This window comes from Chlamydia ibidis 10-1398/6 (assembly GCF_000454725.1).
GTDB lineage: Bacteria > Chlamydiota > Chlamydiia > Chlamydiales > Chlamydiaceae > Chlamydia > Chlamydia ibidis.
Genome location: NZ_APJW01000002.1, coordinates 16,143 through 38,921 on the forward strand (window position 1 = coordinate 16,143; position 22,779 = coordinate 38,921).

Genomic DNA, 22,779 nt, shown 5'->3' on the forward strand with positions numbered 1-22,779 from the left:
TTTAGTAGAAGTACATCAAGAACCCCTTGACTTTAGGATTGATGGTATGTCAGAAAGTCTTTTTTCTTTCTTAATAGGCTCATAATGACACATCAAGTTTCTGTGTTGCACAATGATAAGAAGTTCGATATATCTTTGCGTCCTAAAGGATTACAAGAATTCTGTGGTCAAAAGCAATTAACGGATCGTCTGGATCTTTTTCTTCAAGCAGCCTTACAAAGAGGGGAGGTCCCTGGTCATTGCTTGTTTTTTGGCCCCCCAGGATTGGGGAAAACTTCATTAGCTCATATCGTATCCTATACGGTAGGCAGAGGTTTAGTTATTGCTTCTGGGCCGCAGCTTATTAAACCATCAGATCTTTTGGGATTGTTAACCAGTTTGCAAGAAGGGGATGTATTTTTTATCGATGAAATTCATCGAATGGGTAAGGTAGCTGAAGAATATTTGTACTCTGCCATGGAGGATTTCAAAATTGATATTACCATAGATTCTGGTCCAGGAGCTCGATCGGTGCGTGTTGATCTCGCTCCTTTCACGTTGGTCGGAGCGACAACACGCTCTGGTATGCTGAGTGAACCTTTGCGTACACGTTTTTCTTTTTGTGGTAGGGTTTCTTATTATTCCGATGATGATTTAACAAGTATTTTAATTCGTTCTTCTGGTTTATTAGGTATAGAGGCTGAAATGTCAGCGCTGCATGAGATTGCTAAGAGATCCCGAGGAACACCAAGATTAGCTAATAATCTTTTGCGTTGGGTTCGAGATTTTGCCCAAATGCGTGAGGGTAATTGTATCAATAGTGACGTGGCAAAAAAAGCTTTGGCTATGCTATTAATAGATGATTGGGGGTTAAATGAGATTGATATTAAACTCCTCACTACAATAATAGATTATTATCAGGGCGGTCCCGTTGGAGTGAAGACTTTGTCCGTTGCTGTGGGCGAGGATGTGAAGACTTTGGAAGATGTTTATGAGCCATTCCTTATACTTAAGGGATTAATTAAGAAAACTTCCAGAGGTAGAATGGTTACTAAGTTAGCCTATGATCATTTAAATAGGGATTCGAGTAATTTACGTATTCCAGGAGAAGAATAGTGAAAATGTTGAAGCACATACTTTTAGGTTTTGCCTGTAGTATGAGCGTGGTAGGATACACAGAAGTTAAAGTATCCGACACTTTCATAGAACAAACAGTAGTTTGCGAACCTAAGGTTCGTGTTCTTCTTCTTAATGAGAGTACTACTGCGTTGATTGAATCTAAGGGTGCTTACCGAGTATATGTTGATAATGCTTTAGTGTATACTTCTGCTCAAGGTATACGATGTGCGGCTCATGCGTTATATGATGGTATTCGTTGGGGACAAAATTTCTCAAAAGCACATTGTTTGAAAATCGAACCTGTTGATAGTGGTGCTTTGCTTTTCGTGAATGGGATACAATATCAGGGTGCCCTGTATATTCATAAGACCGACAGGAACTGTATTATCGTTACAAATGAGTTAACTGTTGAGGATTACCTAAAGTCTGTTCTCTCAATAAAGTATTTGAGGGAATTAGATAAAGAAGCTTTGTCTGCTTGTGTTATTTTAGAACGTACTGCGCTGTATGAAAGATTATTGGCTAGAAGCTCGCAGAATTTCTGGCATGTCACTGCTGAGGAAGATCACTATGCTGGGTATGGAGCCACGAAGCAATTCTATGGTGTAGAGGAGGCTGTTGAGTGGACGTCGCGCTTGATAGTTGATAATCCCGATGGCTTAATCATAGATGCTGAAGGTTTGATTAAGGCTAATGTAGATCGGCTTGCTGTTGAAGGATATAATGCACGCCAGATTTTAGAAAGGTTCTATAAAGACGCAGACTTTGTTGTTATAGAATCCTGGGAAGAAGAAAGAAGCGATCTGAGTTAAGTTCTAATAGCATCACTAATAGCAACTAGGATAGTTCTTGCTTCTAATTGTGTCATTTCTTCTAGATTTTCTTCGATGAATCCCTTGGATGTATCTGCTACTTTCTTATAGTTAGTGAATCCTGCCCTCGGTTTCGGTAGTTTGATGGTTATTTCCTCTTCTTGTGTAGAGATAGCTATATATATGCTGTGCTGTTCGTCTTTCAGTTCATAGGCTAAGAATTTACTGGGTTGCCATGAAATAGGATTTGCTTCTGAATCTAACCAAGTAATTGTTTCCGTAGTTAAAAAGCCTTTATTGAAAATAGTTTGATGAGCTTTTCTAAAATTCAAAAGCTCTTTTACGAACGAGAATAACGAAGAGCGTTCTTTTAATTTATCCCATAGAAAATAGTTGGCCTGGTTATCTAAACTCCACCGGTTGTTGTTCCCTTGCCCAGTATGGCCATATTCATCCCCTGATTGAATCATAGGAATGCCTTGAGATAGTATTAGAATTAGAAAGAAGTTTTTTACCTGTTGTTCTCTTGCCTGCAGTATTTTTGGATCATTAGTGGGACCTTCTATTCCAAAGTTATAGCTAAAGTTCGCATTTGTTCCATCTGAGTTTTTTTCGCCATTTGCTTCATTATGTTTTTCATTATAAGAAACAGTATCATAAAGAGTGAATCCATCATGTGCGGAGATATAGTTAACAGAGTTGCAGGGAGATCCTTTAGGATAATTATCTTGAGATCCAGAGATCTTGGAAGCAAATAAACCTATTAAGTTGGGGGAGCCATTCAGGAATGCTTTGACTGTATCGCGGTAAGAGCCATTCCATTCGCTCCATCGTGGAGATATTGTAGGAAACATACCTAATTGATATAGGCCTGCTGCATCCCAGGGTTCAGCAATAAGTTTCGTATTTGCTAGCAATGGGTCATAGGCAATATCTTTGAGTACTGGTGCGATAGGTAGGGGAGATCCAAAAGGATCACGAGATAGTGCGGATGCTAAATCAAATCGAAAGCCGTCTACATGCATTTCTTCAACCCAGTAGCGTAGTATGTCTAGGATCCATTGTTTTGTCGGAGTGTGATTAGCATTGATAGTATTTCCACAACCTGAGTAGTTTACGTGTCTTCCTTCAGAATCTAACATATAGTATGAAGAGAGATCAATCCATGGTAAAGGACATTCTGTTCCCTCAAGTCCTGTATGGTTAAATACAACATCTAAGATAACTTCTATTCCTGCTTTGTGTAACTCTTTTACTAGCGTTTTGAATTCTCTTTGGGGAGCACACGGGTCAGATGCGTATGCATAACGTCGGCAAGGACAAAAAAAATTTACTGGGGCATATCCCCAATAATTATAAAGTGGCAGAGAGGAAGAACTTTTAAAAGGATGTGCAGTTTCATCGAATTCAAAAATCGGTAGTAATTCAATGGCTGTAATACCGAGTTGTTTTAGATAGTCAATTTTTTCAATTATTCCTAAAAACGTTCCTGGGTGATTAACTTTAGAAGACGCATCATAGGTAAACGATCGTACATGCATTTCATAAATAACTGATATTTCCCTAGGTATATTTAGTGGGGCGTCTCCATCCCAAGAAAATTCTTCATTTTTTAAATAACTAAAGGCATAGTCTCCCTGTGTTTTTGATGCGCCAAAGGTTTGAGGCGTGTGGAGGTTTTTGGCATAGGGGTCGGCAATATATTTTTCAAAATTGAAAGATGCTCCGATTTGTCCTGGGCCATTAATCCGAAAAGCGTAAGACCATGTGTCTGCAATGCCTGTAATTTCAATATGCCAGATATTGCCAGTACGGTTTTTATCTGCGGATAAAGGTAGCTCGTATATTTGGCCTTGTTGATCTGCAAGGACTAAAACTACCTCCGTTGCTTGTGAGGAGTAAAGGGAAAAGCGAAATCGTGATGGAGAAAGCTGAGTCGCTCCTAAAGGTGAAGGAATACCTGGATAGAAGTTAATTTTGGCCATTACCAAGCGAATAACACAAACTCAAGAGAAACACAAGAAAGTTTTTGGTTTTAAGTCTCTGAAATCGTTTACGAACAAATCTACTATGTGTTAACTTGAAAAAATAAGAAAAAGGTTAATTATTACAAGGAGATTCCCGCATGTCTAGGCAAAATGCTGAGGAAAATCTAAAAAATTTTGCTAAGGAATTGAAACTTCCTGATGTGGCTTTTGATCAGAACAATACGTGCATTTTGTTTGTTGATGGTGAGTTTTCCTTACACCTAACTTATGAAGAGCATTCTGATCGGCTGTATGTTTATGCTCCATTACTTGATGGTTTGCCTGACAATCCACAGAGAAAGTTAGCCCTATATGAGAAGTTGTTAGAAGGCTCCATGTTGGGGGGACAGATGGCTGGAGGTGGAGTGGGTGTTGCCACTAAAGAGCAGCTTATCCTCATGCACTGCGTTCTCGATATGAAGTACGCAGAGACTAATTTATTAAAAGCTTTTGCACAGCTTTTTATTGAAACTGTTGTTAAGTGGCGAACTGTTTGTGCAGATATTTGTGCAGGTAGAGAGCCTTCAGTCGATACAATGCCGCAAATGCCACAGTCTAGTGGCGGTGGTATGCAGCCTCCTCCTACAGGAATTCGCGCATAGCTTTTAGTCTAATTAAGGGTAAGGCGGGCTGATTGCCTTCTGTTGTTTCTTAGACTTAAGGTGGCCTGCTTTCTTTATTTCTTAACACGAAGAAAAAATGTGGTTAGTTGTTAAGTATCTTGCTCTACATTTTTTCTCCGTGTATCATGCCTTGGTAGTCGGTAGTTCTTACTTTTTCCTTGCATCTAGAAACGCGGGGGGCACCTTTTGTCCTCTTTATGCTTGGGTAGGTCGCTACTTCTAAATAATTCTTATTAGGTGTTCTCATTATGATGTTCGGTTATTTTGTTGGTTTCTTGGGAGCGGATCCCGAAGAAAGAATGACAGCTAAAGGTAAGCGTGTCGTTGTCTTGCGCTTAGGAGTTAAGTCTCGTGTTGGAAACAAAGATGAAACAGTTTGGTGTAAGTGTAATCTTTGGCATAACCGCTATGATAAAATGTTACCTTATCTTAAGAAAGGATCAGGAATTATTGTAGCAGGAGATATTTCGATAGAAAGTTATATGAGTAAGGACGGGAGCCCTCAATCTTCCCTAGTTATTAGTGTTGACACATTAAAATTTAGTCCTTTTATTAGAGGTGAAAATCGTTCTTCTACTGTAGATAGTCAAACTGAGTCTATATCCATAGGATTTGATGGCGAAGCTTTAGACTCTGCAATTGTAGCAGATAAGGACATGTACGCTGGTAGTGGACAGGATCAGCAATATGTTTGTGAAGATGTCCCTTTCTAAATGGAAAATGCAGAATAATATATAGAGGTGGCCGTGGTTTTATTTGATTCTCAAGCATCTTGGAGTAAGCGCGTTAAGTCGGACGTTGTGGTTATTCCTTTTTGGAACTTACGGGATAGGATGCAGTGTGCTGCTTCTATTCCTCAGGAATATGATGCGCTGTTTTCTGTAACATCAGATGTTTTTTCTGGGAAAAAAGGAGAAACCGAGCTTCTTTACAGTCACGGTCAAAGTAAAGAAAGGCGTATTTTACTTGTAGGACTGGGGAAAAATGAGGAATTAACAGCATCGGAGGTATTGGAAATATATGCCAAAGTTGCGCGTGTACTTCGTAAAGCGAAGTGTTCTACTGTAAATATTGTTCTTCCAACAGTTTCAGAATTACGCTTGCCTCTTGAAGACTTTTTAATGAATCTTTCTGCAGGTATTCTTTCTTTGAATTATCAGTACCCCAAGTATACGAAGAACGATTCCGCAGCTGATACTGTGCTTACTCGTGTCTCTGTTATTGGTATCGTTCCGAAGATTGCAGAACGTATTTTTCAGAGGGAGGAGAATATCTTTGAGGGAGTCTATCTGACCAGAGATCTCGTTAACCGAAATGCTGATGAAATCACTCCAGATAGGTTAGCATCTATTGCTTTGGGCTTATCCAAAGAGTTCCCTAGTATTCAAGCTAAAGTTTTGAAAAAAGATGCAATCCTTAAGGAAAAGATGGGTTTACTCGCAGCTGTTTCTAGAGGTGCTTCGGTAGATCCTAGGTTTATAGTTCTCAGTTATGAGGGGAAACCCAAATCCAAAGATCGTACTGTCCTTATTGGCAAAGGCGTAACATTTGATTCTGGTGGACTAGATTTGAAACCAGGTAAGTCTATGCTTACTATGAAGGAAGATATGGCGGGTGCCGCCACTGTTTTGGGTATTTTTTCAGCTCTTGCGGCTTTGGAACTTCCAGTGAACGTTACTGGGTTGATTCCTGCTACTGAGAATTCGATTGATGCGGCATCGTATAAAATGGGAGATGTATATGTAGGAATGTCTGGTTTGTCCGTAGAAATTGGTAGTACGGATGCAGAAGGACGTCTTATTCTTGCTGATGCCATTACCTATGCGCTAAAATACTGTAAACCAACGAGAATTATTGATTTTGCGACGCTGACAGGTGCTATGGTAGTTTCCTTAGGTGACGATGTTGCAGGATTCTTTTCTAACAATGATGTATTGGCACAGGATCTTTTAGATTCTTCATTGGAAACAAGTGAAGCTTTGTGGAGAATGCCTCTTGTTGAAAAGTACGATAAAGCTTTGTGTTCGGATATCGCCGATATGAAAAATATTGGAAATAACCGTGCAGGATCAATTACAGCCGCACTTTTTTTAAGACGTTTTCTTGAAAACAAACCTGTTGCCTGGGCTCATTTAGACATTGCAGGAACGGCATATCGTGAAAAGGAAGAAGAACCATTTCCAAAATATGCTTCTGGATTTGGAGTGCGTTGTATAATTCATTATATAGAACATTTCTTGTCTAAGTAATTGTTTTATAGATGTTTTCGAGTTAATAATAGATTGAATTTTTTAAATTATTAAAAATAAATCGATTATTTTGCTAAAGTTTTCTAATTCCCTGCCGATAGATTTGGTAAGTAATTACCTGTCTAATTAGGGGAATGAAAATGTTAGGAGTACAAAAAAAGAGTAGCAGCAAGAAAACAGCTACTAAAGCTGTTCGTAAGCCTGCTAGAAAAGCTGCTTCTACACGTACTGTAAAGAAAGCTACAGCTAGAAAGACAGTTCGCAAGACAGCAGCTAAGAAAACAGTAACAGCCAAGAAAGCTGTGAGAAAGCCTGCTGTTCGTAAAGCGGCTGCCAAGAAAACAGCTGTCAGAAAAACTACAGCTAAGAAGACAGTCGCTAGAAAAGCTGCTTCTACACGTACTGTAAAGAAAGCTACAGCTAGAAAGACAGTTCGCAAGACAGCAGTTAAGAAAACAGCTACAGCCAAGAAAGCTGTTCGTAAAGCGGTTGCCAAGAAAACAGCTGTCAGAAAGACACCGGCTAAGAAGCCTGCTGCTAAAAAAGTGGCTCGCAAGAGCATAACAAGAAAAGTAGCATCCTCTTCTGCTGCTATGGCTTGTTGTCAAAAGCATCATAAACATACAGCAGCTTGTAAGCGTGTATGTGCGTCTTCTGCAAAAAGAAGGAGTGGTTCCAAGGGTCGAGTACGCACAGCTCATGGCTGGCGTCAGCAGTTAATGAAGCTTGTTGCTCGATAGACTCGAGTTTCTCCTTGAGTTTTCTGTTTGTATGCAAACGGTAAAGGTATGTGTGCCTTTACCGTTTTTTATTGCTAGATAGTCGCAATAATTCTTCAGCCGACCTGTACTATATACCTAATAAGCTAGTATAGTAATCTATTAGTTCTAGTGGCCAAGGCATCAGGTTATGCAAGAATATCTTACATGTTTCCAAGAGTTTTCCCAAATATATTTGGATAAGTCTCCCCCTCTTGTTTTAGTTGGCTCAGGGACTGAGGAAGATAGGGAGGTTATTCCTGAGCTTCTTATCTCGCAAACATATGCTAAATTTGATGGATCTGTCTTAACGATTCATGATCTCGCATTAAAAACAGAAAATTATGGCATATTTGGTAATCGAGAATATGTGGTTATTTTTCAGGTAGACAAACTATCCTCTTCTGTTAAAGATTTTCTTATTAGTTACTCTAAAAATCCTCATCCTCATGTAAAGATTCTTTTGTTTACGACGAAGTCTTCAGTGTTCCAATCTCTCGCTAAGCAATTAATGCGTGTACTTGCTCTTTCTTTATACGGAGAATGGTCATCTGATAGAGAGAAGCGCCTCTCTACTTTATTGTCTAGAAAGGCAGAATCTTTAGGAGTATTTTGTCCTTTATCTTTAGGGGCTGTATTTTTAAAAAAATTCCCCCAAGCAGCTATTCACGATATTCTTGGAGAGTTTCATAAGTTATTATGTCATATAGGAGGGAAACAAACTCTAGAATATGCAGATATAGAAAAGTTTACAGAAAAGAGAGAGCAGGTATCTCTATGGAAATTTCGAGATGCGTTGCTTAGGCGTGATTTGCTTGAGAGCCGTGATTGTTTACATGCTTTGATCCATGAACAAGGAGAAGATCCTCTTTCTCTAATAGCTTTCCTAAGAAGCCAGTGTCTTTTTGGCCTGCGTAGTCTAGAAGAAGGGCAGGAAGATAGAAAGTTTCGGAATTTTATTTCTTACGGTTCTGATAGATTGCATCAGGCACTTAGTAACCTTTTTTATGCTGAAAGTATCATTAAGAATAATCAACAAGATCCTATAATAGCTGTCGAAACACTGATCATTAGGATGACGCGATCATGACGTTGTATATTTTCCCAAACACTTTAGGCAATAGGAAGGTAGATATTCTCCCATCAGCCATTGCTGATGTGATACCTAAGATTCAAGGATTGATTGTTGAGAGTGACCGGGGAGGTAGGGCTTTCCTTAGCTTATGGAAAGTTCCTGAACCCCATAGATTTCCTCTTGCTGTTCTTAGTAAGAATGACCGATCTACGAAGGCTTGGGACTTTTATCTAGAACCTATCGTAAAAAAACAAGAAAACTGGGGATTAATTTCTGATGCTGGGCTGCCTTGTATCGCTGATCCTGGTTCCAGTTTAGTCCGACGAGCGCGTGTGTTAGGCATTCCCGTAAAAGCTTTTTCAGGTCCCTGTTCTATAACCTTAGCGTTGATGTTGTCTGGACTTCCAGGCCAAGAGTTCTCATTTTTAGGCTATTTACCGCAAAATCCAAAGGATAGGTCCAAATGTATTCGCTCATGTGTTGGTAAACACACAACCCAAATTTGTATAGAAACTCCCTATAGAAATGTTCATACTTTTCAGGCTCTACTTGATACATTGCCTAGTTTTGCTGAATTGTGTGTTGGTATAGACCTTGATGGTGATCACGAATTTATCTCTACGAGATCGGTGGCTTCTTGGCAGCATTCCTCAGATCTCTCTGAAATCCATAAAAAACTTACTAAGGTTCCTACGATTTTCTTATTCTACATTCCTAAGTAAGATTATCTCACAGTTGGGCAGTTTATTCGCTGCCCGTGTTATACAAAACGATCTTTATTTCTAGATTTCTTCGTTTTTATTTTATTTAATAAGCTTTTTATTCTATTTATTTTTATTAATTGATAGATAAACGTTTATAAAGAATTAGAATGAAAAAATTAATAAAATTAAATAAAAATAAATCTGCAGGTTATAAATTTCTTTCTGGTTGGTTTTTCTGGGATAAAAAGAAAGAAGGAAGTACGGAAGAAGTTGTCTCTTCTGATAATACGCCTAGTACTGAGAATAGCATTACGCCTTCTTCTTCATCTACTGGTGAAAATAGTAACCAATCTAATAGTAGTGCGACCTTTTCTAATCCGTCACATACAAATAGTATTGATGTGGACTCTAGAGCATCTATTCCAGAGGGGATGAATACTACGCATTCTGAAAATCCTTTTGAGCACATTACATCTTCAGATTTTAGTGATAAATCTGAAAATCCTAATAAAAATAGTTCATCCGATCATAGCTATGAAGCATCAAATAGCAATGAAAATACTGGAAATACGTCTGTTGAAGGCTCTGAGGAAAATAAAGAGCCAAATCTTTCTGATAGTGGTGTTGCAGTATCAAATGGTGTGGGGACCTCTGGAACTGAAGCTGGAGCCGGTAGTGATGGTGCTACGTCAGAGAGTGGAAGTACAGATGTAAGCACTAGTAATCCTAACTCAGGTGCTTCTGGGAGTGGTGCAGGAGGAGTTACTCCACCATCCGCAGCCAATAATGAGCCAGAGGTTTCCTTAGGTGAGAATAGCAAGTTTACGACTACATGGGATGTATCAGGACAAAGACTTACCAATTTACCACAATCCTCTGCAGATGGAGATATTGTTACTAAAGGTGAGTTGGTAAATTATCTCCCAAAAGGTTCTAAATCTATATCAGGAAAGTTTCTTAAGACATCCGGTGGATTAATGGTTGGTAATATTGACATGAATAACAGCCATACTATTACTGGGTTGCCAGCATCTTTTAATAATGCGTTCATAGGTGGAACAGATGGAGCTTCTGTTGGTTTAGTCAATGAACAAGTAGGGGGGCTTATTGAAAACCTCAACCATGCTATAGACACAATTAATTCGTTTGATGAAGGAGGGAGTAACACGAGGATAAGTGCAATTAGTACAAAGTTGGGCACTCCACAGAAAAACGGTACTAATGATGTAACAATTACCAAACCTAGTGAAGCTCAATTTTTATTGCGTGATGGTACGAATGCAATGAAGGGGGATTTAAGTTTCCAGAAGAAAGAAGGGAATATTATTTCTCCAGATCCAACGGTTACCAATATTCTTATCAATAAGAGCGGGACATCAGGTAGTACTTATGTAGGAACAGATAGTAAACCCTCATCACAAGTAGTTGGAGCAATCACTACTAAAACACCAAACTCTCAATGGCAGCAAGGAGTTGCCGTACAAGACGTTTTACAGACTATAGCTGGTATTAACTCTACTACACAGAATAAATATCCCAATTGGGCGGGCATGACTGTACCTTTTCTTATTTACATGAAACAACCAGGGACAGCACCTAGTAATCCTGCAGCCAAGATAATAAATACAAATAATACTCTATACAAATCAGATGATGCCGATCAATATTTTAGGTTGTCAGATGCGAGTAGAGTACATGCTAATGTAGTTTCTGTTCTTCACAGAGGAATATACTTATTTTCTTATGCTTATAGGAGCGTCATAGATTGTTGGCATTTTGTAATTCAGACGCAAAGGAAAAATTCGTTCATTAAGACAATGTGTTGGGGATCTTATGATTTTGTAGGTAATATGTATATGTGGGCTGAGGGTGGGGGGGCAGCTGTCGATATCGAGATTTTTGTAGATATTGCTGAGCAAACCCCTTATGAAGGGCTATTTGCGATATCTTATCTAGGAGCAGGTTATTAAGAGGCTAAGAAATCTTAGCCTTAAGTTGTCTGAGGTTTTATAGAGATATCTTTTGGTTGTTCATTGTTCTGCCCCTTTAGTGTTTTTATATCTGATGTAGGTAAAAGGGTGATATTCCAAGTTGCAAAGGATAAAGAAGCAATGGGTGTATTCATATTTGTTGGATATGTAACATTATTTTCTAGTTTCGCTTTGTTAAATGTTAGTTGTATTTCAGAATTCGCTTTAATTATAGGGATCTGACAAACAACTGATTGCCCGGAATAGACACCATACAGTTTGAACATCGTATTTTCAGAAGGATTAGTTTGTTTGCTATGAGCAGGTATAGTAGTTGGTTCAGATACAATCACATCAATTTCAAAATCAGGATCGGGTCTTTCTTGTCGGCGCCCAGTATTTGATCCAGCTAAGAATTCAATTTCTGGTATATTATTGGTATTTTCGGAATCATTTTCTAATGCAGGAGCAGGGGTGGTCTGTGCCTCAGTTTTACAAAATGTTGCCATAAGGATTACAAGACCTGGGAAGAGTACTTTTAATTTAGTTTTTTCTCCATTCCCATTTATTTTAAAGCATTTGTCTGCAGCATCTGTTTTTTTAATATTGTCTTGTACAGTTGTGTTGCTATTTGAACCATTCGTTCCTCCGCTTGTTCCGTTATCAGTTCCAGGACCCACTGAACCATCTGCGGAACCTCTAGGAACTGACGAAAGCTCGTCTATTTCTTTAGAATCTTCGTTCTCTATAGCGTCTGTAAGTGTTTTAGGAGAAGTTTTCTTAGAGGCAGGGAAACTAGATTGCATCCAGGGAAACATGCCACTATTTAGTGTAATATTCCCAGACATGGTATTCCCTAACATGCCTAGAGTAGGTAAACTGGATTGTGATTTCACAAAATTGACAGTAGCAGCTTGTGTTATATCTGCGACATTGGGGTTTTTTACATGTGTAATTTTTTTATAACCCATGCTTAAAGCACCAGACATTGTATCTCCTATCTTAAGAACAAATTTTGCGGTGTTTTCTTGGGTAGAGGTATCTGTGTTATCTTGGTTATTATCCGGATGCTGAATTCCTACTGCTAACTCAAGAACTTCAAGTTGATCCGTGATACCTTTGACCTTGTTTAATGCTGTTGTTATATTTTCCTTGTTGATTGCTCCTGTGGATGCCTTGTCCACATACTCGACTGTGACAGCTTGTGTAGGGTCTAAAGTTTTGCTATTACCTTCAATCGGTGTGCTTAGTTGGGTAACTGAACGTCCTCCCATATCAATTTTCCCAGACATATCACCGCCTGATAATTTAAGGTAGCCACTATTTTCATCGTTGACTGATATGTAGTTACTATTTAAGTATCCCAGATTAACCGCTTCACCATCTTGTAAAGGATCTGGTAGACCGGTTACTTTCTGGTTTCCCATGTCAATATTTTTATTAGATGATATCTGTTTATTGCCGACAGTAAATACACTAGATAAATCAGTAGCGGCTGCTAAGCGCATTTTATAAATACGTTTTGCCGATTGTGTAGAGTTTATTTCTTTATTCATAATACTTTTGAATTTTCTTATTAATTGAATATAATCTAATTGGTTTATTTTGCGAATGCATAGTACATATTATGTGTGATAAGATTCTTTCAATTTATCAGTGCATCACTATATGTCGTTTGACTTATCTTCGTGGGCATCAATACGAGTTGCCAAATCCATTTCACTACATTGATATTTTCTACGTACTGAGCTTTTGTAGTGCTAGATCCTGATGATGGGTCTACACCATGATATTTAATTCTTAGTCCACAAGGTCCACTAATGGGAATTTGTACTGAAAGAGTTTGTTTTTTAGGCATGTTTTTGAAGTCATAGAGAACAGTTTCTTGTTCACTTGTAGCTAATGTAGATGGCCCAGTTGTACTAGTCACAGATACTACCTGAACGCCTATTGGGCCTTGGAGTTTGTTAGGTGCATCGCTAGCTTCTGTCCAGTCTACAAGGAAGGAAAGAAACATAATACCAGGTTTAAGCACTTGAAGTGTTTTTTCCTCAGAAGTTAAAGTAAAGCATGTATTAGATATTGGATTTTGTCTAACATCGTTGTTGTTTGACATCCAAACAAAATAGTTTTCTTTCTCTTTTTTCTTGCCATTTAGATTACTAGCGAACCCTACTTGTGGTGTTGTAATTTTAGCTTGGACATATTCTACGTTTGCTACTGTCTGTGATTCATCGTTAGTAGGCGTTTCTAGGTTCAGCATAGATTGGGTGCCACTTAGATCTAAGTTCCCCGTCATGGTATCTCCGGCTACCTTGACAAACACAGGTTCTGGAGCTTCTTGAGTTGATGGTGGAGGTTGTTGGTTTTCGCTTCCAGGAGGAGGAGGAGGGGCAATACCAACCATTTGTTCTAGAGCAGCTATTCTTCCGCTGATACTAGACATAGCGCTTATGGCTTCTGATATTTGTGAATTGTTTTGGATCTCTGTTGCCTTTTGAATTACATAATCAACTGTTGCTAAGCAGTTCGGATCTATAGTGGTAGTCGTCTCACCAGATCTAGCACCTCCTTCCGGAGTTGGTGATGTAGTAGTAGCTAAGGAAACGTTGGTAATTTTATTGTTATTCATAACAATATTACCGGACATGGTACCACCAGTGGTGGGTAGGAATCCTGTAGCTTTAGCGCTAATATTGACAGACACACAATTAGTATTGAGATACTTTTTATTTACAGCATCTTTAGGATCAGTGGGGTCTTTTATATTAGTGATTTTATTTTTATTCATATTTACAGGCTTCATAGATGTAATGCTTTGTTCAGAAACCGTAAATATGGCTTGATTCCCGTCATTTGTATAGGGAGCAGTTGTTCTTGGAAACATCCAAGATTTTGGATTATTTGATGGAATATCTTTGTTTTTATTAGATTTATCTTTCATTATTTAGACAACAATTAATTGTTTCATTTTATATTGTCTAATAACAAAAAGCCTACCTTTTATTTAAGTTAAAAAGAAAAAGACATGATTTCTTCTGCAATGGTGTCGTGAAATAACCGACCCTGCTTAGTTAGGAAAATAGAAACCTCATTGTGATCAATAAGGCCTTGAAGTTTTTGTGACGAGAGGAGAGAACTTGTCAGATTATTAGGGAAATCCTTCAAATAAGCTCCTTGAGTAAGACGTAATCTTAGGGCTAGGGCTTCTTTTATTTTTTCTTGAGGTGGGAGTGATTCTACGAATTCTATAGGGCGTAGATTTTTACGAATTGCTCGTAGATAGTGGGAAATCTTAGAGAGATTTTTAGATCGTATTCCATGAAGATATTGCGATGCCGATACCCCTAAGCCTAGGAAGGGAAGATCTGTCCAATAATAAAGGTTATGTTGTGACATACATAGGGGTTTGGCATAGGAGGCTAGCTCATATCTGGAGAATCCATGAGATTCTAATATATCTTCTGCCGACAGGCTCATATTAGCTAAGATATTATCATCGGCTATTGAGGGAAGAACGATTTTCCTATGCTTATAGAAGGAGGTATGAGGATCTACTGTAAGATTATAAAGAGAAATATGTGAAATAGGAAGAGATAAAGCTCTATAAATGTCAGACAAAAAATTTTCTAGAGATTGGTTAGGTAAGCCGTAGATTAAATCTAGGGAAATATTATGAAATCCGTGATAGTAACAACTTTGAACGGCTTCTATTGAGCGAGAAGAAGAGTGGATCCTACCTAAAAGTTTAAGAAGAGGATCATCAAAAGTTTGTATACCTATGCTAATTCTATTTACAGAGGTATGCGAAAGTTCTCGAATATAATCCGTGGTAAGATCTTCCGGATTAGATTCCAATGTGATTTCTCTAGCTTCGGGAGCGAGGGTTGTAATGAGATCTTGAATATAATGAGGAGGAAGTAATGAGGGAGTCCCTCCGCCAAAAAATAAAGTATCAATGAAATATTCGTCTTTGAGAGAAGCAAGCTTCTGTTTTCCTTCCTCAAGGATAGCATCGCAGTATAATGCCAAAGAACTTGAGGTATAAGGAATTGTATAGAAGCTACAGTAGCGACACTTTTTCGTGCAAAAGGGAATATGAATGTAAAGAGCTAGTGGAGACCTACCATTCATTTGCATCGGGATCTATAATTCCACCTCGTCTCCAGCGGTTTCGGTCGCTAAATGGATCTTCATCGTCTTCAGAAGAATAATCGATTTCTGCTCCACCCTCTTCACGATCCTCATCGCTAAGATCTAGTTCTACAGTCTCACCTGGATCAATATCCAACTCTGTTTCTGTAGGCTCTACAAATTCTATATCCGACATGCTAGGGCCATCGGGATATACTGTCTTGGCAGGACTACGACGGGGAGTGACATATTCCTCAATTTCGCCGTTTTCTTTCAGAAGTTGAAGACGTTCCTTCTCTTCATGAATTTTCATCTCCAAGGTTCGCATTTCTTCTTTATGTCTATCAACTTCATTCTTGGGAACTAAACCTAGCTGCATCCACTGGTTCAAATCATTTAATTCCGATTCCAGTTTTTTTAGACGTTCACTTTTCATCTAATGGTTACCATCCTATATTCTAGAGAGCAGATGTACTGTATCCAGTGCTTTTTTGCAATAATAGAAAAAAGACAAAGAATATTTTTTTGAAAAACAAAAATTTGCTATGAAACGAAATTCAGATCGCATCTATTGAGAACAATCATCATATGAATTCTGAGTTTGCTGGACAAGTCCATTCTTCTGATATGGATTGGATTGAGTCTATGTTTCAGAGGTTTCTGAATCACGAAGCTTTAGATCCTTCATGGAAATATTTTTTTGAAGGGTATCAATTAGGCCAAGAAGGAGCAGATACTTCATCTTCTAATCACGGAGAGGCTAAAGAAGAACTGCAGAAAAGGAAAGCTCAGTTTCTACGCATGATATATCGCAATTATGGGTATCTACAGAGCCAAATCTCTCCGCTTTCTTCGTCACAGGAATCCTCATTTATACAAGAAAAAATCCGCAATATCGATTTGAATGAAGAAGTTCCTTCCCTAGGATTATTGCCTAAATCTAAGGTGTCAGTACGGGATTTAATACAAAAATTAAAAGAGCAGTACTGTCAAAATATAGCAGTAGAAACTCTAACGTGTCCTCCGGATTTACAAGATTATGTCTGGGAGCTCATGGAAACCCAATACGATATTCTTACTTCGCAAGATCTAATAAATGCTTATAAGGGAGTATGCAAAGCAACATTCTTTGAAGAGTTTCTTCAAGTTAAATTTACAGGACAAAAGCGGTTTTCTTTAGAAGGCGCTGAGTCTTTAGTTCCTATGTTAAACTATATGGTTGACTATGGGAAACATCAGAAGATTCATAATTACATTTTAGGTATGGCACATCGGGGAAGACTCAATGTTCTTACTAACGTTTTAAAGAAGCCCTATAGCCATATTTTCATGGAGTTTGAAGATGATCCTATAAAACGTGGGGTAGACCATGTCGGCGATGTGAAATATCATAAAGGTTACGTTTACAGGGAACATAAGGATAATGATGAGCAGTACATGGTAGTTATGCTACCAAATCCTAGTCATCTTGAAGCTGTGGATCCTGTGATTGAAGGAGTAGTTGCCGCTCTGCAGCAGGATGGCAAATCTGGAGAGGAGAAATCTTCCCTGGCTATCTTAGTCCACGGAGATGCAGCATTTTCTGGGCAAGGTATTGTGTATGAAACATTACAACTAAGTCGAATACCTGGATATTCAACCGAAGGTACTCTACATATTGTCGTGAATAACCAAATTGGTTTTACAGCTCATCCTAGGGAGTCACGATCCACACCATACTGCACAGATATCGCAAAGATGTTAGGGATACCTGTATTTCGTGTGAATAGTGAGGACGTATCGGCTTGCTTGCGTGCTATTAATTATGCTGTACAGGTGCGTCAGAGATTTGGATGTGATGTAATTATTGATTTATGCTGTTACAGGAAATACGGACATAATGAAAGTGACGATCCTTCAGTTACGGCTCCTATTTTGTACAAGGAGATCAAAGAAAAGACTACGGTCAGAGAAATATTTAAAAGCTATCTTTTAAAAAAATCTTCTCGTGAAATTTCTGAACAGAATCTCGAACAGATTGAAAATAGTGTTTACGAAACGCTAAATCGGGAGTTTTACTCTCTAAAAGAGGATATCCTTTTACCTAAAGGTGATTGCCGTCATTGTGATCGTATGGATCTTGGTGAGCTCCTTATGCACGAGATAGATGTTTCTTTAGATCAGTCTACGGTGTTTCATATTACATCCAAGTTGTGTGGAGTTCCAGATAACTTCACCCTTCATCCTAAGGTTAAATCCCTTTTGGATAAGAGAATGAAAATGGCACATGGCGAAATAGGTTATGATTGGGCCATGGCAGAAGAACTTGCTTTTGCCTCTTTGCTAATTGAGCAATTTTCTTTGAGACTGTCGGGTCAGGATTCTATTCGTGGAACTTTTAGCCAGAGACATTTACTGTGGAGTGACATAAAAACAGGAGATACATATTCGCCTCTTTATCATCTAGCTCCGGATCAAGGAGCTGTGGGATTGTATAATTCTCCGTTATCTGAATATGCTGTTTTAGGATTTGAGTACGGGTATGCTCAGCAAGCTAAAAATGCATTAGTAATTTGGGAAGCTCAGTTTGGAGACTTTTCGAATGGTGGACAAATCATTTTTGATCAATATATTTCATCAGCAATACAGAAATGGGATTTACATTCTGATTTGGTAATTTTATTACCTCATGGATATGAAGGTCAAGGTCCAGAACATTCCTCCGGTCGTATTGAAAGATATTTACAACTAGCTGCCAACTGGAACTTCCAAGTTGCTATTCCTTCAACTCCTGTGCAGTATTTTCGTCTGCTTAGGGAACATGCTAGACGTGATCTTTCCTTACCTTTAATTGTATTTACTCCCAAAATGTTATTACGGCTTCCCGAATGTACCAGTAATATTAGTGAGTTTTCAATTCCTGGTGGGTTTCGACCTGTCCTTGAAGATAGTGAGCCAAACTATGATGCTACCACCCTAGTTCTATGTTGTGGCAAGGTATATTATGATTACCAAAATGCTTTAAAGAAGGAATCTATTAAAGCACAATTTGCCTGCTTACGTATTGAAAACTTATATCCTCTATATCTTGAAGATATTCTGACGTTGATTGGTAAATATCCTAAGGTGAAACAATATGTATGGCTGCAAGAAGAACCTAGAAATATGGGTGCTTTCGATTACATATTTATGGCGACACAGGATATCTTTCCAAAGAAACTTCATTGTGTTAGCCGACCTAGAAGTAGTTCAACAGCTACGGGATCTGCACGTCTAAGTCAAAAAGAATTATTAATATTAATGGAAACTCTGTTTTCTTTAGGTAATGTATGATTACGGAAGTTCGCATCCCGAATATCGCAGAATCTATTAGTGAGGTGACAATATCTTCTTTATTGGTGCCTTCTGAAGGAACTGTTCAGGAGAATCAAGGAATATTAGAAATAGAAAGTGATAAAGTCAATCAGTTGATTTATGCCCCGATTGGGGGTAGGATCGTTTGGGAGGTTTCTGAAGGAGACACGGTCCCTGTTGGTCATATTGTAGGCAAAATCTACGATACTAATGTAGAAGGTTCTGAAACTCTGTCAGTTGTAGAAAAGGAGGAAATGCCGAATATATGTACTGACGCTGAAATCATCTCATTCCCAGGCAATCTTCCCGGGCATACACCTCCTAATACTGGTAAAACTTTTGTTCCTTTAAAGGATAAGTTATCCGCAATACCTTCTATAGAAGGACGAAATGAAGTTAGAGAAAAAATGTCTTCTATACGTAAGACGATTTCTCGCAGGTTAGTTTCTGCTCTTCATGAATCTGCAATGCTCACCACCTTCAACGAGATTCATATGACTCCTTTAATTAATCTGAGAAAGGAGAAACAAAATGAATTTTCTCAGCGTCATGGTGTCAAGCTTGGATTTATGTCATTTTTTGTAAAAGCCGTTGTTGCTGCGCTTAAGGAATATCCACGAGTTAATGCATATATCGATGGTAGTGACATTGTTTATCGTGAGTACTATGACATTTGTATTGCCGTGGGCACTGAACGTGGCTTAGTAGTCCCTGTTATTAGGAATTGTAATACTCTTTCCAGTGGGGATATAGAAAAACAGCTAACAGATTTAGCTAGTCGTGCCAGAGAAGGAGCTATTACAATTCCAGAATTAGAAGGGGGGAGTTTTACAATTACTAATGGAGGAGTATACGGCTCATTGTTATCTACGCCTATTATTAATCCACCTCAAGTGGGGATTTTGGGAATGCACAAAATAGAAAAACGACCTGTCGTCGTTGATAACTCGATCATAGCCGCAGACATGATGTACGTCGCTTTTAGTTATGACCATCGTATTATTGATGGTAAGGAGGCAGTAGGTTTCTTGGTCAAAATCAAAGACATGATCGAGCAGCCTGGCAGCTTGCTTGATATCTAATCCCTAGGTAAAAGGAGAACAGCTGTGACGTTGTTCTTCTTTTTCTTTGTGTTTCCAGTAATGATTGGATCTCTATTATGGTTGCGGTATCTAGAAGAGAAGAAAATGTCATGCTCAGTATAAGTGCAACGATCAGAAATGGTGAGTTTATTTTTCTGGATCCCCAAATCCAATAGCTGCTTGCGAGCAATAGCTCGAAAATCTATATGGTTTTTTTTGGGCATGAATTGGAAAAAACTTGGTGGAAAGAGTGTTTGGTAATCAGGATAAATAGCATAGTCAGGGCCTATAGAAGGACCGATTACAACAGTAAGGTCTCTAGGTTTTGAATCGTATACTTTTTTCAGAGTGGCAACGGTAACAGCGTAAATGTTCCCCACCAATCCGCGCCACCCACAATGGACATTAGCTACAATATGTTTCTCGGGATCATAAAAGATAGCTGGTTGGCAGTCAGAATGGCGAATATGCAAAGAAATATCAGGAATTTCAGTGTACAAACCATCAGAAGGACATCCTGAAGCCGTTGTGATAGAGATATGCTTTAAACTTGTGCCATGAACTTGCTGTAAATCGCAAAATTTTTTCCCGCCCATTGCTATACGTACTTGTTCGTTAGTTGGAGGATGATCTACCCCGAAGGCGTCTACTTGTTTAGGAAAAAGGCCGTGGACAAGAAAGGGGAATTCTTCAAGTTCTGGGAAAGTCAGTTTATGTAAGATAGTTGTAGACATTAGCGATACAGGTAATCAGTTATTCCGGGTCTTTCCATACGCCATAATCTTGTAAAAGTCGAATCAATTCGTCCTCTGCATCATCCATAGGAATATGCGCTTTAACACAAGTATGTTTCACATAGAGGTCTATCATTCCTGATTTTGATCCTACAAATCCAAAGTCAGCGTCAGCCATCTCTCCTGGACCATTAACAATACAACCCATAACGGCAATCTTTAAACCAGAAAGATGTTTTGTTTTTTCTTGAATGCGTTTTGTCACTGTGGGGAGATCGAATAATGTGCGTCCACAACCAGGGCAAGAAATGAATTCTGTTTTAACAAGTCTCACGCTAGCGCTTTGTAGGGTGCCGAAAGCAATTTCACGTACAATGTGAAGAGGAATATTAGGGAGATCTAAAACAACAGCATCCCCTAGACCATCTAACAAGAGAGCTCCAAAATCTATTGATGTGGATATTATGGCTTCCTCAATATCGTGGGAATGATTAGAAAATACTAATTTTATGGGTTGTTCAGGATTTTTTTTCTTCTGAAAAAAATAGCGTGTTGAGTGAATAAAAGGAGGGGTGGCGTGACAATGTACGAAAGTTGCTTTGCTTACTTCTTCTGAATTCCAAATGTCTTCATTATAGTCATATAGACAAGGCATTTCGTGATGGTGGAACACAAGAAAATACTTACTTAAAGCATTCACTATTGGAGTATTTAATAATGATTTAGGGACCACTACTCCATCGGGAGCTGTAAAATCTTTGGCTCCTGAAGTCGTGTTAATTCCTAGAGATTGTAGAAGACTGTCTTCAGACACATTATCAAGATGCTTTTCGATTAACTTGATGAAAACCCCGTATACTCTTCCCCAAGGCGTATCTTTTGTTAGCTTGGTGGGTGATCGAACAAAATCTTCTGAATCTTCTATAGCAAAAGGGTTCTCTTGTTTGGAAAGTGATTGGTATGTAGATATGTGCTTGAGCAGTTGTTTGCACACCGGAATTTCTTGTGTAGGACAGCCAGTCAGGGAACAGCGGATAGTATCTCCTAATCCTTCGGTGAGCAGAGTGCCAATCCCTACAGATGATTTAATCATGCCATCTATTCCCAAACCTGCTTCTGTCACTCCCAAATGCAAAGGATAGTGCCAACCCCGAGCATCCAAATCTCTGGCTAATTGGCGGTAAGCAGCAACCATAACTTTGGGATTACTAGATTTCATGGAGAAAATAACGTCATGATAATCTAATTTCTCACATATTTCTATATATTCTAATGCCGATGCTACCATCCCCTCGATTGTATCACCATAGCGTTGCATAATACGTTCGGAAAGGGAACCATGGTTTACGCCTATACGCATAGCTTTACCTAGGCGTTTACATTTTTCTACTAGGGGAGAAAACTTATCTTCTATACGAGCTAAGCTAGATACATATTGCTCTTCTGAAAATGTTTTTCCTATGAACATGTTGCGCTTATCGACGAAGTTACCAGGGTTAATGCGCACCTTGTCTACGAAATCAGTAACATGCATAGCTGCCTGGGGAAAGAAATGAATGTCGGCAATGATAGGAATATCTACACCTATACTCAGTAAACGTTCTTTGATATGTTCACATGCTTGAGCTTCTTTGATACCTTGAACAGTGACGCGCACAATATCACAACCACATTCTGCTAGAGAGCAGATTTGTTGCGTAGTTGCTTCAACATCTGCAGTGGGAGTCGTTGTCATAGATTGTATCTTAATAGTGTGCTCACTACCTACATAAAGATTCCCAATTCTCACGGAATGGGTATTACGTCTGAGTAACTGATTTACAACATAGGGTGATCCCATAAAAACCTAAATGTACGTTTGAAAATTACAATTTGGGAAAGGAAGTGTTGAAGTGCCTGTCAAATAGGAAACAAAAGAGCAACAAATTTTACACTATTCTTGACTAATCATCAAAAAAATTATCACATTTTGTAGTGAAGACGCGAGCATACCTTGAAACTTATTTGAATGTAGAATTCTTATGCATTGAGTTAAGACATCTTTACAACTTGCTATATATATACGCGGTTCTTAGATTATTAAATCTACAGAATCGCGTGTTCCAGAATTTAAGGTATTGGTATTGTTTTAAGTATTTATAAAGAAACAATACCAATTGTAATATCACGCATCGCCTGCT

The 22,779-nt window shown here is 38.6% G+C and carries 19 protein-coding genes; 12 read left to right on the top strand and 7 right to left on the bottom strand.

What is annotated here, in order from left to right; all coding sequences use genetic code 11:
• Positions 1 to 84 precede the first annotated feature (84 nt).
• Both ruvB and H359_RS02155 read left to right on the top strand, forming a co-directional pair.
• A complete protein-coding gene (gene ruvB / locus H359_RS02150; RefSeq protein WP_020370022.1) occupies positions 85 to 1,095 on the top strand; it encodes a Holliday junction branch migration DNA helicase RuvB in 1,011 nt (336 codons plus the stop codon).
• Between the two features lie 41 nt (positions 1,096 to 1,136).
• Positions 1,137 to 1,910: a SpoIID/LytB domain-containing protein gene (locus tag H359_RS02155; protein ID WP_202897953.1), complete on the top strand. Its 774-nt coding sequence runs from the start codon at positions 1,137 to 1,139 to the stop codon at positions 1,908 to 1,910.
• Here H359_RS02155 and H359_RS02160 read toward each other — a convergent pair.
• Entirely contained in the window at positions 1,907 to 3,895 is a 1,989-nt protein-coding gene (locus H359_RS02160; RefSeq protein ID WP_020370024.1) for a glycogen debranching protein, read from the bottom strand. The genes H359_RS02155 and H359_RS02160 overlap by 4 nt on opposite strands.
• Before the next feature lie 140 nt (positions 3,896 to 4,035).
• On the opposite strand from H359_RS02160, the gene H359_RS02165 reads away from it, so the two are divergent.
• From H359_RS02165 to H359_RS02195, 8 genes are all read left to right on the top strand, one after another.
• The gene (locus H359_RS02165; protein ID WP_020370025.1) at positions 4,036 to 4,539 is read left to right on the top strand and encodes a type III secretion chaperone Slc1; all 504 of its coding nucleotides are present in this window, start codon (positions 4,036 to 4,038) and stop codon (positions 4,537 to 4,539) included.
• A 97-nt stretch (positions 4,540 to 4,636) separates the two neighbouring features.
• Positions 4,637 to 4,783: a hypothetical protein gene (locus H359_RS05195; RefSeq protein WP_020370026.1), complete on the top strand. Its 147-nt coding sequence runs from the start codon at positions 4,637 to 4,639 to the stop codon at positions 4,781 to 4,783.
• Positions 4,784 to 4,808: 25 nt separating this feature from the next.
• Positions 4,809 to 5,273: a single-stranded DNA-binding protein gene (locus H359_RS02170; protein ID WP_020370027.1), complete on the top strand. Its 465-nt coding sequence runs from the start codon at positions 4,809 to 4,811 to the stop codon at positions 5,271 to 5,273.
• A gap of 33 nt (positions 5,274 to 5,306) precedes the next feature.
• Positions 5,307 to 6,809 carry a leucyl aminopeptidase gene (locus tag H359_RS02175; protein ID WP_020370028.1) on the top strand — a complete coding sequence of 501 codons (1,503 nt, stop codon included), beginning with the start codon at positions 5,307 to 5,309 and terminating at the stop codon, positions 6,807 to 6,809.
• 140 nt (positions 6,810 to 6,949) lie between these two features.
• Positions 6,950 to 7,549, top strand: coding sequence for a histone H1-like DNA-binding protein Hc2 (gene hctB, locus H359_RS02180; RefSeq protein ID WP_020370029.1), 600 nt, complete (start codon positions 6,950 to 6,952; stop codon positions 7,547 to 7,549).
• 169 nt (positions 7,550 to 7,718) lie between these two features.
• The gene (locus tag H359_RS02185) at positions 7,719 to 8,657 is read left to right on the top strand and encodes a hypothetical protein (protein ID WP_020370030.1); all 939 of its coding nucleotides are present in this window, start codon (positions 7,719 to 7,721) and stop codon (positions 8,655 to 8,657) included.
• Positions 8,654 to 9,364, top strand: a complete 711-nt coding sequence (locus H359_RS02190) for an SAM-dependent methyltransferase (protein ID WP_020370031.1) — start codon at positions 8,654 to 8,656, stop codon at positions 9,362 to 9,364. Before H359_RS02185 ends, H359_RS02190 begins: the two co-directional genes overlap by 4 nt.
• A gap of 149 nt (positions 9,365 to 9,513) precedes the next feature.
• Positions 9,514 to 11,316 (top strand): protein kinase family protein, encoded by a 1,803-nt coding sequence (locus H359_RS02195; protein WP_020370032.1) that lies wholly within the window; start codon positions 9,514 to 9,516, stop codon positions 11,314 to 11,316.
• 20 nt (positions 11,317 to 11,336) lie between these two features.
• Here H359_RS02195 and H359_RS02200 read toward each other — a convergent pair whose 3' ends face one another.
• The 4 genes from H359_RS02200 to H359_RS02215 all read right to left on the bottom strand — a co-directional run bounded on the left by H359_RS02200 (position 11,337) and on the right by H359_RS02215 (position 15,886).
• On the bottom strand, positions 11,337 to 12,872 hold the full coding sequence (locus tag H359_RS02200) for a hypothetical protein (RefSeq protein ID WP_020370033.1): 1,536 nt from the start codon (positions 12,870 to 12,872) through the stop codon (positions 11,337 to 11,339).
• 89 nt (positions 12,873 to 12,961) lie between these two features.
• Positions 12,962 to 14,260 (bottom strand): hypothetical protein, encoded by a 1,299-nt coding sequence (locus H359_RS02205; RefSeq protein ID WP_020370034.1) that lies wholly within the window; start codon positions 14,258 to 14,260, stop codon positions 12,962 to 12,964.
• Between the two features lie 68 nt (positions 14,261 to 14,328).
• Positions 14,329 to 15,450, bottom strand: a complete 1,122-nt coding sequence (gene hemW / locus H359_RS02210) for a radical SAM family heme chaperone HemW (protein ID WP_020370035.1) — start codon at positions 15,448 to 15,450, stop codon at positions 14,329 to 14,331.
• Positions 15,440 to 15,886: a hypothetical protein gene (locus H359_RS02215; protein WP_020370036.1), complete on the bottom strand. Its 447-nt coding sequence runs from the start codon at positions 15,884 to 15,886 to the stop codon at positions 15,440 to 15,442. The genes hemW and H359_RS02215 overlap by 11 nt, the downstream gene beginning before the upstream one ends.
• Positions 15,887 to 16,038: 152 nt before the next feature.
• On the opposite strand from H359_RS02215, the gene H359_RS02220 reads away from it, so the two are divergent.
• A complete protein-coding gene (locus tag H359_RS02220; protein WP_020370037.1) occupies positions 16,039 to 18,762 on the top strand; it encodes a 2-oxoglutarate dehydrogenase E1 component in 2,724 nt (907 codons plus the stop codon).
• Positions 18,759 to 19,865, top strand: a complete 1,107-nt coding sequence (gene sucB / locus H359_RS02225; protein WP_020370038.1) for a dihydrolipoyllysine-residue succinyltransferase — start codon at positions 18,759 to 18,761, stop codon at positions 19,863 to 19,865. The genes H359_RS02220 and sucB overlap by 4 nt, the downstream gene beginning before the upstream one ends.
• Here sucB and pgeF read toward each other — a convergent pair.
• Together pgeF and H359_RS02235 are read right to left on the bottom strand one after the other, a co-directional pair.
• Positions 19,862 to 20,599, bottom strand: coding sequence for a peptidoglycan editing factor PgeF (pgeF, locus tag H359_RS02230; protein ID WP_020370039.1), 738 nt, complete (start codon positions 20,597 to 20,599; stop codon positions 19,862 to 19,864). The genes sucB and pgeF overlap by 4 nt on opposite strands.
• A gap of 19 nt (positions 20,600 to 20,618) precedes the next feature.
• Positions 20,619 to 22,439: a 4-hydroxy-3-methylbut-2-en-1-yl diphosphate synthase gene (locus tag H359_RS02235; protein ID WP_035391966.1), complete on the bottom strand. Its 1,821-nt coding sequence runs from the start codon at positions 22,437 to 22,439 to the stop codon at positions 20,619 to 20,621.
• Between the last annotated feature and the right edge of the window lie 340 nt (positions 22,440 to 22,779).

What these genes read in the sequence shown, in the direction of transcription:
- ruvB (WP_020370022.1), top strand. Translation starts at nt 85, where the DNA reads ATGACACATCAAGTTTCTGTGTTGCACAATGATAAGAAGTTCGATATA.
- H359_RS02155 (WP_202897953.1), top strand. Translation starts at nt 1,137, where the DNA reads ATGAGCGTGGTAGGATACACAGAAGTTAAAGTATCCGACACTTTCATA.
- H359_RS02160 (WP_020370024.1), bottom strand. Translation starts at nt 3,895, where the DNA reads ATGGCCAAAATTAACTTCTATCCAGGTATTCCTTCACCTTTAGGAGCG.
- H359_RS02165 (WP_020370025.1), top strand. Translation starts at nt 4,036, where the DNA reads ATGTCTAGGCAAAATGCTGAGGAAAATCTAAAAAATTTTGCTAAGGAA.
- H359_RS05195 (WP_020370026.1), top strand. Translation starts at nt 4,637, where the DNA reads ATGTGGTTAGTTGTTAAGTATCTTGCTCTACATTTTTTCTCCGTGTAT.
- H359_RS02170 (WP_020370027.1), top strand. Translation starts at nt 4,809, where the DNA reads ATGATGTTCGGTTATTTTGTTGGTTTCTTGGGAGCGGATCCCGAAGAA.
- hctB (WP_020370029.1), top strand. Translation starts at nt 6,950, where the DNA reads ATGTTAGGAGTACAAAAAAAGAGTAGCAGCAAGAAAACAGCTACTAAA.
- H359_RS02185 (WP_020370030.1), top strand. Translation starts at nt 7,719, where the DNA reads ATGCAAGAATATCTTACATGTTTCCAAGAGTTTTCCCAAATATATTTG.
- H359_RS02190 (WP_020370031.1), top strand. Translation starts at nt 8,654, where the DNA reads ATGACGTTGTATATTTTCCCAAACACTTTAGGCAATAGGAAGGTAGAT.
- H359_RS02195 (WP_020370032.1), top strand. Translation starts at nt 9,514, where the DNA reads ATGAAAAAATTAATAAAATTAAATAAAAATAAATCTGCAGGTTATAAA.
- H359_RS02200 (WP_020370033.1), bottom strand. Translation starts at nt 12,872, where the DNA reads ATGAATAAAGAAATAAACTCTACACAATCGGCAAAACGTATTTATAAA.
- H359_RS02205 (WP_020370034.1), bottom strand. Translation starts at nt 14,260, where the DNA reads ATGAAAGATAAATCTAATAAAAACAAAGATATTCCATCAAATAATCCA.
- hemW (WP_020370035.1), bottom strand. Translation starts at nt 15,450, where the DNA reads ATGAATGGTAGGTCTCCACTAGCTCTTTACATTCATATTCCCTTTTGC.
- H359_RS02215 (WP_020370036.1), bottom strand. Translation starts at nt 15,886, where the DNA reads ATGAAAAGTGAACGTCTAAAAAAACTGGAATCGGAATTAAATGATTTG.
- H359_RS02220 (WP_020370037.1), top strand. Translation starts at nt 16,039, where the DNA reads ATGAATTCTGAGTTTGCTGGACAAGTCCATTCTTCTGATATGGATTGG.
- sucB (WP_020370038.1), top strand. Translation starts at nt 18,759, where the DNA reads ATGATTACGGAAGTTCGCATCCCGAATATCGCAGAATCTATTAGTGAG.
- pgeF (WP_020370039.1), bottom strand. Translation starts at nt 20,599, where the DNA reads ATGTCTACAACTATCTTACATAAACTGACTTTCCCAGAACTTGAAGAA.
- H359_RS02235 (WP_035391966.1), bottom strand. Translation starts at nt 22,439, where the DNA reads ATGGGATCACCCTATGTTGTAAATCAGTTACTCAGACGTAATACCCAT.